Source organism: Bacillus sp. ISL-57 (assembly GCF_018613135.1).
In the GTDB taxonomy this organism is placed as follows: Bacteria; Bacillota; Bacilli; order Bacillales; family DSM-1321; genus Peribacillus; species Peribacillus frigoritolerans.
Genome location: NZ_JAGGQV010000007.1, coordinates 70,839 through 86,240, shown reverse-complemented (window position 1 = coordinate 86,240; position 15,402 = coordinate 70,839). Strand labels below are relative to the sequence as shown.

Annotated in this window: 19 protein-coding genes; 17 read left to right on the top strand and 2 right to left on the bottom strand. The window is 38.5% G+C overall.

The genetic code is table 11. The features are described 5' to 3' along the window. Positions 1-20 precede the first annotated feature (20 nt). The 10 genes from J7I90_RS11760 (at position 21) to J7I90_RS11715 (ending at position 7,847) form a co-directional block, all read left to right on the top strand. Positions 21-815 (top strand): thymidylate synthase, encoded by a 795-nt coding sequence (locus J7I90_RS11760; RefSeq protein WP_048686772.1) that lies wholly within the window; start codon positions 21-23, stop codon positions 813-815. Then, on the top strand, positions 812-1,297 hold the full coding sequence (locus J7I90_RS11755; RefSeq protein WP_214771810.1) for a dihydrofolate reductase: 486 nt from the start codon (positions 812-814) through the stop codon (positions 1,295-1,297). The genes J7I90_RS11760 and J7I90_RS11755 overlap by 4 nt, the downstream gene beginning before the upstream one ends. 149 nt (positions 1,298-1,446) lie before the next feature. Next, positions 1,447-2,715 carry a threonine ammonia-lyase IlvA gene (gene ilvA, locus J7I90_RS11750; protein WP_214771808.1) on the top strand — a complete coding sequence of 423 codons (1,269 nt, stop codon included), beginning with the start codon at positions 1,447-1,449 and terminating at the stop codon, positions 2,713-2,715. A gap of 194 nt (positions 2,716-2,909) precedes the next feature. After that, positions 2,910-3,101, top strand: coding sequence for a twin-arginine translocase TatA/TatE family subunit (tatA, locus tag J7I90_RS11745; protein WP_034307557.1), 192 nt, complete (start codon positions 2,910-2,912; stop codon positions 3,099-3,101). A gap of 85 nt (positions 3,102-3,186) precedes the next feature. Further along, a complete protein-coding gene (tatC, locus tag J7I90_RS11740; protein WP_214771806.1) occupies positions 3,187-3,933 on the top strand; it encodes a twin-arginine translocase subunit TatC in 747 nt (248 codons plus the stop codon). A gap of 135 nt (positions 3,934-4,068) precedes the next feature. Continuing rightward, on the top strand, positions 4,069-4,332 hold the full coding sequence (locus tag J7I90_RS11735; protein ID WP_306804680.1) for a DUF2535 family protein: 264 nt from the start codon (positions 4,069-4,071) through the stop codon (positions 4,330-4,332). Positions 4,333-4,558: 226 nt separating this feature from the next. Beyond that, the gene (locus J7I90_RS11730; RefSeq protein ID WP_214771802.1) at positions 4,559-5,401 is read left to right on the top strand and encodes a DegV family protein; all 843 of its coding nucleotides are present in this window, start codon (positions 4,559-4,561) and stop codon (positions 5,399-5,401) included. Between the two features lie 153 nt (positions 5,402-5,554). Continuing rightward, entirely contained in the window at positions 5,555-6,145 is a 591-nt protein-coding gene (locus J7I90_RS11725; RefSeq protein ID WP_214771799.1) for an SCO family protein, read from the top strand. Between the two features lie 278 nt (positions 6,146-6,423). Beyond that, entirely contained in the window at positions 6,424-7,266 is an 843-nt protein-coding gene (locus tag J7I90_RS11720) for an SGNH/GDSL hydrolase family protein (protein ID WP_214771796.1), read from the top strand. Next, positions 7,263-7,847, top strand: a complete 585-nt coding sequence (locus J7I90_RS11715; protein WP_214771794.1) for a YpmS family protein — start codon at positions 7,263-7,265, stop codon at positions 7,845-7,847. The genes J7I90_RS11720 and J7I90_RS11715 overlap by 4 nt, the downstream gene beginning before the upstream one ends. A 54-nt stretch (positions 7,848-7,901) precedes the next feature. Here J7I90_RS11715 and J7I90_RS11710 read toward each other — a convergent pair whose 3' ends face one another. After that, positions 7,902-8,642 carry a DUF4397 domain-containing protein gene (locus J7I90_RS11710; RefSeq protein ID WP_214771791.1) on the bottom strand — a complete coding sequence of 247 codons (741 nt, stop codon included), beginning with the start codon at positions 8,640-8,642 and terminating at the stop codon, positions 7,902-7,904. Positions 8,643-8,825: 183 nt separating this feature from the next. On the opposite strand from J7I90_RS11710, the gene msrA reads away from it, so the two are divergent. Beyond that, complete coding sequence (gene msrA, locus J7I90_RS11705; RefSeq protein WP_251025240.1) at positions 8,826-9,368, top strand: peptide-methionine (S)-S-oxide reductase MsrA; 543 nt, start codon at positions 8,826-8,828, stop codon at positions 9,366-9,368. Next, a complete protein-coding gene (msrB, locus tag J7I90_RS11700; protein WP_187049640.1) occupies positions 9,358-9,786 on the top strand; it encodes a peptide-methionine (R)-S-oxide reductase MsrB in 429 nt (142 codons plus the stop codon). The genes msrA and msrB overlap by 11 nt, the downstream gene beginning before the upstream one ends. A 51-nt stretch (positions 9,787-9,837) precedes the next feature. Here the strand turns inward: msrB and J7I90_RS11695 are convergent, their stop codons facing one another. Continuing rightward, complete coding sequence (locus J7I90_RS11695; RefSeq protein WP_214771785.1) at positions 9,838-10,926, bottom strand: SGNH/GDSL hydrolase family protein; 1,089 nt, start codon at positions 10,924-10,926, stop codon at positions 9,838-9,840. A 294-nt stretch (positions 10,927-11,220) separates the two neighbouring features. Between J7I90_RS11695 and J7I90_RS11690 the strand changes: the two genes are divergently transcribed. The 5 genes from J7I90_RS11690 (at position 11,221) to J7I90_RS11670 (ending at position 15,401) form a co-directional block, all read left to right on the top strand. Next, positions 11,221-11,388, top strand: a complete 168-nt coding sequence (locus J7I90_RS11690) for a YjcZ family sporulation protein (RefSeq protein ID WP_082609319.1) — start codon at positions 11,221-11,223, stop codon at positions 11,386-11,388. 302 nt (positions 11,389-11,690) lie between these two features. Beyond that, positions 11,691-12,665, top strand: coding sequence for a S66 peptidase family protein (locus J7I90_RS11685; protein WP_214771782.1), 975 nt, complete (start codon positions 11,691-11,693; stop codon positions 12,663-12,665). Between the two features lie 217 nt (positions 12,666-12,882). Then, a complete protein-coding gene (locus tag J7I90_RS11680) occupies positions 12,883-13,212 on the top strand; it encodes a hypothetical protein (protein WP_034307530.1) in 330 nt (109 codons plus the stop codon). Between the two features lie 276 nt (positions 13,213-13,488). Beyond that, complete coding sequence (locus J7I90_RS11675) at positions 13,489-14,019, top strand: helix-turn-helix domain-containing protein (protein ID WP_214771779.1); 531 nt, start codon at positions 13,489-13,491, stop codon at positions 14,017-14,019. Positions 14,020-14,054: 35 nt separating this feature from the next. Then, the gene (locus tag J7I90_RS11670) at positions 14,055-15,401 is read left to right on the top strand and encodes a site-specific integrase (RefSeq protein WP_214771776.1); all 1,347 of its coding nucleotides are present in this window, start codon (positions 14,055-14,057) and stop codon (positions 15,399-15,401) included. The last annotated feature ends 1 nt before the right edge of the window (position 15,402 follow it).

Genomic DNA, 15,402 nt, shown 5'->3' with positions numbered 1-15,402 from the left:
AGTAGAAAAGGTGGTTTATCATGAAGCAATATTTAGATTTATGTAAGCATGTACTCGAAAATGGAACGCAAAAAGGTGATCGTACGGGGACAGGAACGATCAGTACCTTTGGATATCAAATGAGGTTCAATTTAAAAGATGGATTCCCTGTACTTACAACGAAAAAGGTTAGTTTAAAAGCGATTATCCATGAACTATTATGGTTTTTGAAGGGTGATACAAACGTTGGGTACCTTCAGGAAAACAGTGTGCGCATCTGGAATGAATGGGCGGATGAAAAGGGGGAATTAGGTCCGATTTATGGTCATCAATGGCGTTCCTGGGGAACGGCCGATGGAAGGCAAATCGACCAAATCAGTGAATTGATCGAACAAATCAAGACGAATCCAAATTCAAGAAGATTGATAGTCAGTGCTTGGAATGTTGGGGAACTGGATGAAATGGCCTTGCCGCCTTGCCATGCTTTCTTTCAATTCTATGTTGCCGATGGCAAGCTTTCATGTCAGCTATACCAACGTTCAGCGGACGTCTTCTTAGGTGTTCCTTTTAATATAGCTTCGTATGCGCTTTTAACGATGATGATCGCTCAAGTGTGTGATCTGGAGGTTGGCGAATTTGTACATACTTTCGGGGATGTCCACATCTACTCTAACCACCTTGAACAAGTGGAACTGCAGTTGACTCGTGACCCGAAACCATTGCCAATCATGAAAATCAATCCAGATGTGAAAAATATCTTTGATTTTAGCTTCGAGGACTTCGTTTTGGAAAATTACGAAGCCCATCCCCATATAAAAGGTGAGGTTAGCATATGATATCGTTGATTGTGGCTATGGATCAAAATCGTGTTATAGGTAAAAACAATAAACTGCCATGGCATTTACCAGCAGATCTGCAGTACTTTAAAAAAGTGACGATGGGCCATCCTATCGTCATGGGCCGAAAAACATTTGAATCGATCGGCAGGGTCCTGCCTGGCCGCGAAAATGTCATCGTCACCCGCAATCAGGAATTTAAAGCGGAAGGCTGCGTAGTATTACATGATATTGCACAAATCAAAATGTTCGCAGATAACCATGATGAGGAAGTCTTCGTAATTGGAGGAGCCGAAATCTTCAAGGAAATCCTTCCTTTTACCGACCGCCTGTATATTACGGAAATTCATGAAACTTTCGAAGGGGATACTTTCTTTCCAGAGATTGATGAAAATGAATGGGATGAAATCTCCTCAAACCCGGGCGAAATTGATGGAAAAAATCGATTTGCACATGATTTTATTATTCTACAAAAAAAATAAAGTGCTAATCCGATTATGGGAAATGACCATAATCGGATTTTTTTGTTATGGAACAAACAAATGAAAGAATTTTTAGAAAAATCAATTACATTAATAACAGTAAAGTGCTATAATGATTGAATTCATCAGAAAGGAAATGAGGGATTGTTATGAATCAGACTGCATCTAAGAATAGGGGGATTCAATTGGAAGATATTCTAATTGCCTATAGAGAACTGAAAGAAATCGTTTTACATACTCCTTTACAAAAAAATCAGAGGCTCTCTGAAAAATATGATTGTAATGTTTATTTAAAACGCGAGGACTTACAACACGTACGTTCCTTTAAATTAAGAGGGGCTTACTATAAAATGAAAAGCCTGACCGAGGAAGAGACGAAGAACGGAGTCGTTTGTGCCAGTGCAGGAAACCATGCACAGGGTGTTGCTTTTTCCTGCAGTCAATTGGGCATTCACGGGAAGATTTATATGCCTGCTACAACTCCAAGGCAAAAAGTCGATCAAGTTCAGCTATTCGGCAGGGATAATGTGGAGATCATCCTAATTGGGGATACCTTCGATGATGCATTTGCCATGGCGATGGAATGCTGTGAAAAAGAAGAGCGTTCCTTCATCCATCCATTTGACGATGAAAAGGTAATCGCCGGGCAGGGTACAACGGCAGTAGAAATCCTGAACGATTGTGAAGATGGAATCGATTATGTATTTGCCGCTATGGGCGGTGGCGGGTTAATGGCCGGAGTATCGAGTTATTTCAAATCGGTTTCCCCAAATACGAAATGCATTGGAGTTGAGCCGCAAGGTGCTGCTTCGATGGAATACTCCTTCAAGGAAGGAAAAGTTTCTGAACTGGAAGAAATAGATACATTCGTTGATGGAGCAGCTGTCAAGTGTGTGGGACAGTTGACATATCAGCTTTGTAAGGAAAACCTGGAGGATATCGTTGTCGTACCTCCAGGCCAAATCTGTACGACGATTCTCGATTTATATAATCAGCATGCGATTGTCGCTGAACCGGCAGGGGCTATATCTGTAGCCGCGTTGGATTCATATAAAGAACAAATCAAAGGAAAAACGGTTGTTTGCATGGTCAGCGGAGGGAATAACGACATTGGGCGCATGCAGGAAATTAAAGAGAAATCCTTATTATATGAAGGGCTGCTTTATTATTTTATCGTGAATTTTCCACAACGTGCTGGCGCTTTAAGGGAATTCCTTGATGAGGTGTTAGGACCGAATGATGATATAAGCCGTTTTGAATATACGAAGAAAAATAATAAAGAAAGCGGGCCGGCCCTGGTTGGTATTGAGCTAAAAGATAAAAATGATTATGAAGGGCTCATTCAAAGGATGAACAAGAAAGGATTCTCTTTCGTAGAGGTCAATAAAGACAGTAATTTATTTCACTTGTTGATTTAAACATCGAAAAAATGTTAAATTAGGATAGAATAATACCTATGTTATTACATTTTATTCTGCCGGCCCAGTCGTATATGGGCATACTGTCGATAATTGTTACCATTCTATGACGAATTGCCAGTTCCCTTTCAATTGGTTGGAAATGGTATTATAATCGAAGTAGGTCTAATTACAACACCAAAGGGGATGTATCCATGTCGAACATTGGAGTACCTGGTCTAATTCTCATCTTAATTTTGGCATTAATTATCTTTGGTCCGAAGAAACTTCCAGAAATTGGCCGTGCTTTTGGACAAACGCTTCGTGAGTTTAAAAAATCCACAAGTGATTTAACAAAAGGTGATTATGAAGAAGATAAGAAGCTACAACAAAAAAATCATGAATGATTGAATGCTGGGCGTAAGATGGAATCGTCTTGCGCCTTTACGCTGTAACAAAGATACGGATTTTCAGATGAAGGCGTGATCAACTTTGGAAGATAAGGAATTAAATATCATCGATCATCTCGATGAATTGAGAAAACGGCTCATCATTACAGCTGTTGCTTTTGTCATTTTTTTTATCGCCAGCTTTATTTATGTTGAGGAGATTTATAATTGGTTCGTGAAAGATCTCGATTTCGACCTGATGGTATTGGGACCGAGTGATATTATCTGGATTTACTTCATGCTTGCAGGTGTCGTAGCCATTGCAGCAACTATACCGGTAATTGCCCTGCAAATCTGGTTATTCGTTAAACCCGCTTTGATGCCAAATGAAGTGAGGGCTACCCTTGCCTATATTCCAGCACTTTTCCTGCTTTTTATAGGAGGGCTTGCTTTCGGTTATTTTGTCATCTTCCCGACCATTCTTCAATTTTTGATTGAATTGGGTGATGGGATGTTCATAACCAGTTTTACAGCTGATAAGTACTTTTCATTCGTATTTAATATGACGATACCTTTTGCTATTTTATTCGAGCTTCCTGTCGTTACCATGTTTTTGACCTCCCTTGGCATAATAAATCCTTATGTGCTTCAAAAATTAAGGAAGTATGCATACTTTGTACTGGTTGTCATAGCGATATCGATTACGCCGCCTGACTTTATGTCAGACTTTATGGTGATGGTTCCATTGCTGTTATTATACGAAATCAGTATTTCATTATCTAAAGTCGTCTATAAACGAAGGGTGAGACGTGAAAGCTTGCGGGAAGACACCTACGAGGAAGGTTTATAAGAAAAAGCCCATAATGGCATTTTGCCCTTAGGGTCTTTTTTTTTATGATTGTCAATCTGATTTCTCTGTTTTTTTACACATTTGAATATTTATACTTTTGGATTTATTGTGTATAATGTAAGCAATCGGTTAAAAATGAGGATTGATATTTTGATGTTCAAATGCTTGGAATTCAAAGATTGTTTTGGACATAAGGTCACCATTTCAGAAATACCTGTCTTACTGCCTAGTGATCCGAATTTTTTTATGTTGACCGTGCGTTTGGAAGTATTTGTTAAGAAGGTTTTTGCCAATAAAGATCATAAAGAAAATTACTCATTTAAGCATTATTTAGCATCCGTACTCAAATGGCCCGTTTATAACAAGCTTTTTTTTGGAAGTTTACTCAATAATGCTTAATGCGGATTGTTCCATAGCTAACATCTCCGTTAAAAGAGATGACACGAATGCCATGCAATATCGATTGTATCGGCATGTGTTCAGGCTAGCTCATGGAACGGTCTTTTTTTGTGTAATCAATTCAAAAGATAAGTATCACTTCAGTCGGAAAATGAAACCTTTGGTTTGAATGCTTACCTTGAATAGGTATAATACAATAGATATGTTAATTTAGGGATGTGTAATGATGAATAAAGTAAAGATAGTAACAGACTCGACAGTAGATATGACACCAGAGGAACTGGATTTTTATGATATTACAATGGTCCCTTTATCAATCTTTATAGATGGGGAGACTTTTTTGGATAAGGTTGAAATCGAACAAGAAGAATTCCTGAAAAGGATGAACCAGTCAAAAGAACTGCCAAAAAGCTCACAACCGGCCGTAGGTACCTTTGTGGAGGTATATGATGAACTCGGAAAAGACGGCAGCGAGATCATTTCCATACATATGACAGGTGGCATGAGCGGTACAGTCCGCTCAGCGGAAAGCGCAGCTAGCATGTCTGAAACGAAGGTTACCGTACTTGACTCGAAATTCATTTCAAAAGCGATGTCATTTCAGGTGATAGAGGCAGCGAAGATGGCGAAGGAAGGGAAATCCGTAGCTGAGATAATTGAACGATTGGAACATATTAAAAAGCAGTCAAGTTTAATCATTGTCATAGAAACACTTGATAACCTCGTAAAGGGTGGAAGGATTGGTAAAGTTTCTGCTTTTATCGGTTCATTGCTGCACATAAAGCCGATTGCACTTCTTGATGATGGTGTACTGAACCCTGTATCCAAAGCCAGGAGCCAGTCACAGGTCGTGAAGTTCATCATCAAGAAATTCAAAGAAGAGACTCAAGGCAAAAAGATTAGAGGCATCGGTTTTGTACATGCGAATGGCCTTGAAATAGCGGATAAGGTCCGCCAGGCCATTGCAGACTTAACCGGATATCAAGACATAAAGATAGAAGCAACGACTGCCGTTGTCAGTACCCATACAGGTGAAGGCGCCATGGCGATCATGTATTATTGGGACTGATAAGGATATACCATATGAAACTGCTTTTGGCGGCGATCTCGTCACTTTTACAATTGTCTTTAATTCGTAGAAATAGTTGCTGTCCTCATTCCGGATGGTCTGTTAGAATAAATGAAGTAACAGAATATTTTATACATAAAGGACGGGGTAGGGATGAGAAAGCTGCAATTGCTTATGGCAGCTATGGGAGCATCAATTTTATTGCTGTTGGCAGCATGCGGTTCCAATGGTGTACCTGATGCCAAAAATTGGGACCTTGAAGACTTCAGTTATATTGATCAGGAGGGGAAGCCTTTCTCAAAAAGCGATCTTAAAGGAAAGGTTTGGGTAGCGGATTTTATATTCACGAGCTGTGAGACGGTCTGTCTCCCCATGACTTCGAATATGACGAAGCTGCAGCAGCAATTGAAGGATGAAGGAATTAAGGATGTAGAGTTCGTTTCATTTTCCGTGGATCCGGAAATTGACAAACCTGATGTTTTAAAAAAATTTGGTAACCAATTTAATGTGGATTACGGCAACTGGCACTTTCTGACCGGTTATGGACAGGAAGAAATCGAGCAGTTTGCATTGGATAACTTTAAAACGATCGTCAAAAAACCAGAAGCAGAAGATCAGGTAATTCATGGGACCAGTTTTTTTCTGATTGATCAAGAAGGAAAGATCATCATGGATTATACAGGTCTGCAGGATATTCCGTTTGATGAAATCATTAAGCATATTAAAATTTTACAGAATTATTGAACAGGTTAAATGACCTGTTCTTTCTGTTTTCATTCATCTAAATTACCGGGCTTTATCGATGGTGAAAATGAGCAATAAGTTTTTGAAGAAACGGCGGTAGTGAAGAATGATTTTACATGTTAAGTAACATGCTAATTTTTATAGGACTAGCTTTAATTCACAGCGTTTTTCATATTGTATAGTAAGGAATGCTCAATTCTGGAAGTAGAATGAAGGTATATTGTTTGCAATCTTTCGTTTTCTGCATGATATAATGTATAGGTAGGAAGGTGAGGGTCATGAGGTACAAAATCACCTGTCTTTTCATATGCCTAGTTTGGATTTCAGGCTGCAATCAAAATGAAACAGCCTCAAATCAGCCATCTGTTCAGCAGAAAAGCATAGTTGAGCTGAGTAAAAAGGAAACCATTCCTGCCAGCTTTTTTCCGGACCCTGTGAAAATCGTGTCAATTGGCGACTCCTTGACTCAAGGTGTCGGTGATAGTAAAGATAATGGCGGGTATCTGCCTTATTTACAAAATAAGCTGGAAAAAGAACCATCGATTACTTCCGTTGAGATGATTAATCATGGCATACGTGGAAATAGGACCGACCAACTATTGAAAAGACTGGATAAGACTAGGATTAAAGAAGACATAAAGCAAGCTGACTCGATTGTCGTCACAATCGGTGGAAATGATATCATGAAGGTCTTTAAACAGAATTTCTCCAACCTGGAACTGAATCAGTTTGATTCGGCAAAAATAGGGTATGAAAAAAGATTAAGGCAGATACTTGATAAGGTTCGTTCCGAAAATGATTCTGCGCAAATATATCTTGTAGGCGTCTATAATCCATTTTCCAAATGGTTCGGAGATTTTTATGAACTTGATATGATCATGAATGATTGGAATGAAAGTGGAAAAGAAATCATTGAAGAATATGATTCAGCCTATTTTATTGAAATAGCAGACATTTTCGAGAATCCCGAAGAAGATTTGCTTTATGCCGAGGATTATTTTCACCCAAATGACCGCGGATATGAATTAATCGCGACAAGAATCTATAATGATATGGATATTACCACTATCGGAAAGGATACATTGGAAGCGAGTGCCAAAGGAGATGATGACCAAGAATGACAAATGTCAAATGGAAGACTTTGTTTATTTCCCTATTAGCCTTAAACATCCTGGTCATCCTGTTTGTAACGATTTTAGTTAATCTGCCGACTAAAGATAAAGAGCTGATACCCAAAGTAAGCCACGAAGAAGACATCCAATTTCAAATTCACACGAATCGGGAAGATTTGACAAGATTAATCAACCAGTATCTGGATAAAGAGGGCTTGACGGGATCCATTCACTATGAAGTGTATTTAACGGATGAGGTGGAGCTATACGGAACAATGCCATTTTTCAACCGTGAAGTGGAAATGAAATTGACTTTTGAACCAATTGCCCAAAAGAATGGGGATTTGATTCTTAAGCAAAAGTCAATTGCAGTGGGTAAAATGAACCTTCCTGTTTCATATGTAATGAATTTGATTAATGAGCGATATAATATGCCTGAATGGGTTAGCATAAGCCCCAATGACGAAAGTATTTATGTGTCATTACAGGATATGGAACTGAAAAGCGATATAAGGGTGAAGGCGAAAGAATTCGATCTGAAAAATGATGACATTTCATTTTTATTGACCATCCCTTCATCATTACAGTGATCGTGAATAAATGGATAAAAAACCAGGATCGATGCATCCTGGTTTTTTATTCATTTATGGGGAGAGCGTTAGGGTTTCTAGTGAGGATGATTCCCGATTCGACCCGATTATATAAATAGTTGAGGAAGTATTTTCTTGAAATGCTTTGTTTGGCAAAGGGAGTGCGATTTCTTTTGTTCCAGCTTTCCTCACTTCGAAGTCAACTATCATGGGATGAATAGTGAGATATTCGCTTGCTTTCCTGAAATGGAGTTGATCAAAGACGACATCTCCGCCTTTGACCGCAATGTCCACTGAGAGTAAATCATGTGAAAGCTGGATGAATCGGACCTTTGCTTCATTTGGAGGAACAGATGGGTTATCCTCGAAAGGTAAAATTTTCAACGATTCGTTAGCCACGGTAGGTGTAAGAGCAATGGTATAGGAAGCTCCGATTTCGAGAGCCACTTTACAGCTTAATAGAGGTGAGGTGTTTTGCCCGCTGCGGTATATATCCAATTGGTACTTGCCAGGGGACATTAGTGAATAACCATTGCACTCTTTATACGAGAAATTTTTGAGGATACGCATTTCATTTACATGAACATCAAATGGGTGAGCAGTTGGGACAGCATGTAAGAAGCGGACTTGTGCAGGCAGTAGGACAGTTATTTGTTCATTTCTGTATGTTGAATTTTCGAGACTTTTCAAATGTTTATGGTAATAATAATCATGCAATTGCGGATCGCTGTTTTTATAAGACGATAGTAAATCATATGTTTCCGATTTTTGTGGATATGATTGTTTATCGCTCATTTCCAACACCTCTCATTTTTCCATCATGTTTTTAACATATGTAATCATGCTTGGGCGTGTGTGTCCTTTCTAAAAAGAAAGGTAATATTTTCGTGAAAAGGCTCTCGGCATATTATTTTACAGGGGTATATAAAAACGTTAAAATGCATTCAATGGATGGTTTGTAAAAAAGGAGGATTTTCATTGACAAATCAATTAGAGAAAGCAACATTTGCAGGTGGATGTTTCTGGTGCATGGTGAAACCGTTCGATGAACAGCCTGGCATCGAATCCGTTATCTCGGGCTATACCGGCGGGACTACGGAAAATCCCACGTACAAAGAGGTTTGTTCTGAAACCACGGGACATTACGAAGCTGTTCAGATCACCTTTGATCCAAACGTATATCCATATGAGAAGATAATTGAGTTATTTTGGCAGCAAATTGATCCGACAGATCCTGGCGGGCAATTTTATGACCGGGGAAGTTCTTATCAAACGGCCATTTTTTATCATGACGAAAACCAACGTGAAATTGCAGAATTATCCAAAGCTAAGCTGCAGGCGAGCGGGAAATTTTCCGGACTGATCGTAACCCCGATTATACCGGCCAAAACGTTTTATCCAGCCGAGACATACCACCAGCATTACTATAAAAAGCAACCTGAACATTATGAAAGATATTCGACTGGCTCAGGACGTAAAGCATTTATACAACATCACTGGGGGGAAAAAAATGAAAAGTAATGAAGAATTAAAAAAGAAGCTCACTCCGATTCAATATGAAGTCACGCAAAATAATGGAACGGAACCAGCCTTTAACAATGAATATTGGAATTTGAAGGAGGAAGGATTATATGTGGATATCGTTTCAGGTAATCCTCTTTTCACTTCAAAGGAAAAGTTCGATTCAGGCTGCGGTTGGCCAAGCTTCACAAAACCGCTTAAAGAAGAGGAAGTGGTGGAAAACCTCGATACGAGTTATGGTATGAGAAGGATCGAGGTCCGCTCAAAAACTGCTGATTCTCATCTGGGACATGTTTTCAATGACGGGCCGGGACCGTCAGGATTACGCTATTGCATCAATTCTGCATCTTTAAGGTTCATCCCGCTCCAAGATCTTGAAAAAGAGGGATACGGGGAATATAAAAAGCTTTTTGAGTGATTGGAAAACCCCCTATCAGATTATGATAGGGGGTCATTTATTGAGTAATATTCAATCTGTGATGATTGACGCGATCCGGACATATGGAATGTCGGTCAGGTCCATTGCTTTAGTCCTGCCAGTCACCTCAAAACGGACAGTATGTGAACCGGGGCGAAGCCCATTAGTGACAAATAAATATCTTTCACGGGCAAATGGCCACCATGTATTCAAAGTCGTGATTTCATTTCCGTCGATCCATACATTCACTTCCCCGCCATCAGGACTTCTAAGCAGTTTCACACCAAGCATACTCCCTTTGAAGGTATATTGAATCACACTGCCCTTTTCACTGCTAGTGAAATAGCCGCCCATTGGCCGGAAACCGCTCATTTTTTCATAGTGGTCAATTTCCGATAATTCAAAACCGGAACGGGCATGCAGCTTAGTTGGAAGAACCGCTACAGCCTTCTCTTGTTTGATGTTATCCAGGAACCGTTCATATATGGCATCGGCATATAATTTATATCCCAGCCCATTTGGATGTACCAAATCTTTGGTCAGCTGTTTTTCCGTATATCCTGAATTTTTGAATACCGGCCGCATATCCACATTTGTAGCACCATAATGTTTGGATAAAAGTCCAATGGCTGTGGCAAATTCCTCATATTTCAAGGAACTCTCTGTTATTGTGAATAACTCAGCATTAGGGTGGAGCCGTTTTGCCTTTCTCATTAACGCTTCATATGTCATGGTAAAATCATCGACATTCATATATTTGCGGTCATTTTCACCAAAAACGAAGAAAATCAGATCTTTATGATCATGCTTCCTTCTTTGGGAAAGTTTGAATAGGCCCTCAAAAGCAGTTGATCCGCTTTGGACCACGTAGTCACCGTGTAACGGAATATCATTGGCATCATTCATCTTATTTTCTAGCTGTTTGAACCATGTTCGATTAGGATTTTCAGCTCCCGATCCTCTTCCGATACTGTCACCAATGACGAGATACTGAATGGGCTGGCCTGATTGGAATTTTTGATAAACATTTATCGAATCATCTGATCCATATGTTTTAGGAACTTTTTGAAGGATATAGCTGATTAGAAGGATCGTGGCGATTGCAGCGAAAGGGATGAAGGATTTTGCTTTCGTTTTCAATTATGTTCCCCCGTATTGCCTTTTATGTATCCATGTAGGTATGAGATAGCTTAAAGAGGCTAAGAATTGTTTTTTCCTTATTATATCCCAATTTTAAAGTAACACAATAAATTTGTGACAATTTTCATGGTTACTCGTGGGATTTCAGCCATTGAATGAATAACGCTTAAGATGGTGTTGATTGAAGTTTTTTCTTAAATCCAAAAAAATAGGCAAATGCACAGACCAAGGCGGGCGTATCGACATATGGTAAGGTGTAAAGAGAAAACAGAATTCTAAAAGGAGTGAAACTTAATGTACGGATATGGTGGAAATGGTGCAGGACCAGGGTACGGATATGGTGGCGGTGGATACGGCGGTTGTGGATACGGCGGCGGTAGCTGCGGATTTGGATCAGGCTTCGCTTTAATCGTTGTCTTGTTCATTCTATTGATTATCATCGGTGCTTCATTCTGCTGCTAATTCAATAACCCAAAGACCAGTTGATAAAGCTGGTCTTTTCTTATGTAAGGAGATTGGTGGTTTGACGGAAGACCTTTCTGATTCCATGGTTGTTGACGAATCTTCAAGGATAAATCCAGGTAATCATGGGACAGGCGATAAACAGCCAATCCTTTTTTAAATCCTGATTTCAGTACTATCGGCCCGTAAGAATTCAAAGAAACTAGCTGCGTGACTGACATACGATAAGGGACTTAGTTTTCTTTGTAAACCATTTCTGCTAAAATAACGACAGAATGTAATTAATTTAGGGGGATAAAGATATGAAACCTTCCCGTTTACAAGCAGGGGATGAAATTCGCGTAATTGCTCCTTCAAGAAGCTTGGCGATTGTCAAAGGGGAACAACGCAGATTGGCAGAAGAAAGATTGACTGAGCTTGGTTTTAAAGTGACATATGGTAAAACGGTTTTGTTCCATGATGACTTTTTCTCGAATTCGATCGAAGACAGGATCGAAGATTTGCATGATGCGTTCAGGGATCCGAGTGTTAAGGGGATTTTCACAAGCATCGGGGGGTATAATGCTAACCAATTGTTACGGTATATCGACTATGACTTGATTAAGGAAAATCCAAAAGTGTTGATGGGGTATAGTGATATAACAGCAATTTTATTGGCCATTTATAATAAAACAGGCTTAACTACATATTCAGGTCCTCATTTCTCGACGTTCGGGATGAAGGCTGGTCTGGAATATACAATGGAATATTTTAAAAAGGCTGTAATTGAAAGTGAAGGCTTTTATCTTGAACCAAGTGACACGTGGAGTGATGATTCTTGGCATTTGGAACAGGATGACCGAACATTCCACCCGAATGCTGGATACATGGTCATTCAGGAAGGTGAAGCTGACGGGACAATCATTGGGGGAAATCTTTGTACACTCAATCTATTACAAGGTACAGAGTACATGCCATCCTTAAAGGACAGTATCCTTTTCATTGAAGATGACGAAGAAAGCCATCCATTCAGTTTTGACCGGGATTTACAATCCTTGCTCCATCAGCCAGGTGCAAGTGGGATTAAAGGAATCGTCATCGGGCGTTTCCAAAAGGATTCAGGAATGACTGAATATGCTTTGAAGGAAATCATCGCCGCCAAAAAGGAGATAAATGGCATACCCGTAATCGCTAATGCCAACTTTGGTCATGTTCATCCTTTTGTAACTGTGCCGGTTGGTTCAAAAGCAGTAATGAAAGTGAAGAACGGAAAAGTGACGATCCAGATCCAGCCATGAACGGTTTGAAGACGCCGTTCAAAAAATGGACGGTGTTTTCATCTGTTAGGGGTATGTATATGGTTTTCATTATGGTGTATATTAGGAGTCTTTCCTCTTGTCAGCCCTGGAAATTGTCCTATTTTACAAGCATTATTAGGGAATATGAGTCTAATAGTTCAAATTCTTTATTTTTCTGATATAATACTAAGAGATTTAAAATAGAAAAGGTGATTATGTGTTATTAACAATTCCAGCATCCATTCGTTTAGAAGGGGCTTTGGCCGAGTATAATAAAAAAGGCCGTGTGAGCCATACTTGTTCCGTTTGTAACGAAGACACTTCTAACGGGGATGCAAGTAACTTGAACTACTATAAGTTAGGAACTAAAAAAGTTTGTCATTCCTGCATGAAAAATGTTTTGCGTCATCCGTCTTTGAAAGAGTATGAATATGTACATACTTCAAATATCGATAAAACGGCTTTTTATAAAAATGTGTTGGCTGTTTTAAAGGATGAAAGTTTTTTGGAATCCATTCGTGAAGAAAAACTAAATAGCGTATTGTAAGAAAAAAGTGTATCTATTCTGTAAAATTAAAGACAAGTGATTGTATGTTTTTATTGTAAGAGCAAGGCTTGTCTTTAATGTCACACATTAAAACAAAATTAAGTACATCACTTATATATAGTGGTGTGCTTTTTTTAGTTTTTAAGACCTCTAAATGACCTCTTTTACTACAACAACAATCCATATTTGTTATTATTTTACACGAATAAAAGGTCGTGGTAAGATATATAAGAACATATATTCTTGAAACACACATTCTGTTTGGAGGTTATTTTTTTGAAAGAATACACAGTAAAAGAAGTATCTAATCTCTTAGGAAAACACGAAGAAACAATTAAGCGATGGATTCGGTCAGGGAAATTCCCCAACTCATACAGAAACAGTGATAAAGAAGGATGGAAAATTATTGAATCAGATTTATTAAAACTGAATAATATTGTACCTATTAACAAAAACAAGCAAAAAGATGTTGATGAAATAGAGTTAGTTAAATTAGCTTATCAAGCTGTTACGCTTACTTCTCCTACTGATGAAATGTTATCAATTTTATCAGTTGTGGGAATTAAACGCACCTTAGAAATACTTCTTATTATGCAGCAGTCCGTTTCAAAAGTTAAAAACCCTGACGGGTTTATCCGAAAAGCAATTCGAGAAAATTGGAGTCCCTCTTCTATACCTACTAAGTTACCAAAGAATTCTAGTAAACGATTGTATGATTTATCTCAACAAGAGTTTGATAATAATAACAATCAATTAAATAAACAACAATCAGCAACGGTTCCTTTTTACAATTGGCTTGAAGAATAAGTAAACGATGAAATGAAGTATAGGTAGGTGATGTTTTGGTCACGAAATATTATTATCACTACTGTCCTGAAGAGACTGAAAGCCGTTATGAATTATTAGTTTTTAATTGTGAAGATGAGCCCTTTTTACCTTTAACAGATCATTACCACGATTGTATAGGAAGAATTGATAAAAGTTCGGCTCTTTCCTATTTGAATCGCCTTCTTTCCTTCTTTAGTTGGTTAGACCATTTTAGTACATATCAGGGAAACCGGGTTCAGTGGAATGAACCGCCCGAAGTCATACGAGTAGCTGTTGAAGATTATCTTATGGTTGAGATGGGATGTAAAGTTCGTGAAAAGGACAACTTTCGGTTTGTAAATCGTACTAGCAAAAGTCCTAATACCGTTAACCTTTTTCTATCAGCCATAAAATCATTCTACAAATCACTTATTCGGCTAAAACAGTACAATTATACGAACCCCTTATTAGATTCTTATGCAATTTTAGATGATTATAAAAGTCAAACCGTAGGTGTAAGAAAGGATAAACCACGTATGCCGGCTGAAGCAGGAACAGAAGATGCAATACCACATAGAAGGCTGACTGATTCATATTTTAAGCTAATAAATGAAGAATGGCAGCCTGAAATTATTGATGATCCTTACCTCCCTTCTCAGGTGTATCAAGCAGGTAAAAAGGTTAACTGGTCGTTAAGGGAAGTTATTATAGCTCGTATGCTCTTTGAAACAGGATCGAGAGTTACAGAAGTTATTGAGTTAACCATTGGTGATTATCGCTCACGAAAAGATTTTCAAGAGGTGAGCACATTCAATAAAGGAAGTCACGGCAAAAGAGTGAAATTTCTACGATTTGGAAAAGATACTGTTAAATTACTGATGCAATATATCAATAAAGAACGAGTGCAGTATGACGAGTTACAACGTACTTTTGATGCGTTACCGGATGAAGCTCCAATATTCTTAACCGAACTTGGAACACCTTTCTCCTATGAAGCTTGGTATTACCACTGGGACAAGGCTATTAAAGTATGTGAAATGAAGTTAAATCCGCATAAAACAAGACACTGGTTTGTTACTACAAGGATACGAGAAATCTATAATACTTCCAAGACAGAGGCTGACACTAAACAAAAGACAAATGAACTTATTAAGTATATGAAGTGGAAAAATGCAGATACGATAAAGGTTTACGAACATTTTTTTGATGAAGAAAAGCATCGTAAAGCACACGATGAAATGTTGAAAAATATGAAAAAGTCAGAAAGTGAATATGCAGAGCAAAAGAAAAATAAACGATTAAAAAATTTAACAGTTTTGAATAATATCGAGGATATTGAAATGGATCCTGAAATACAAGCGTTATTAGATGGATTGGAGTGAG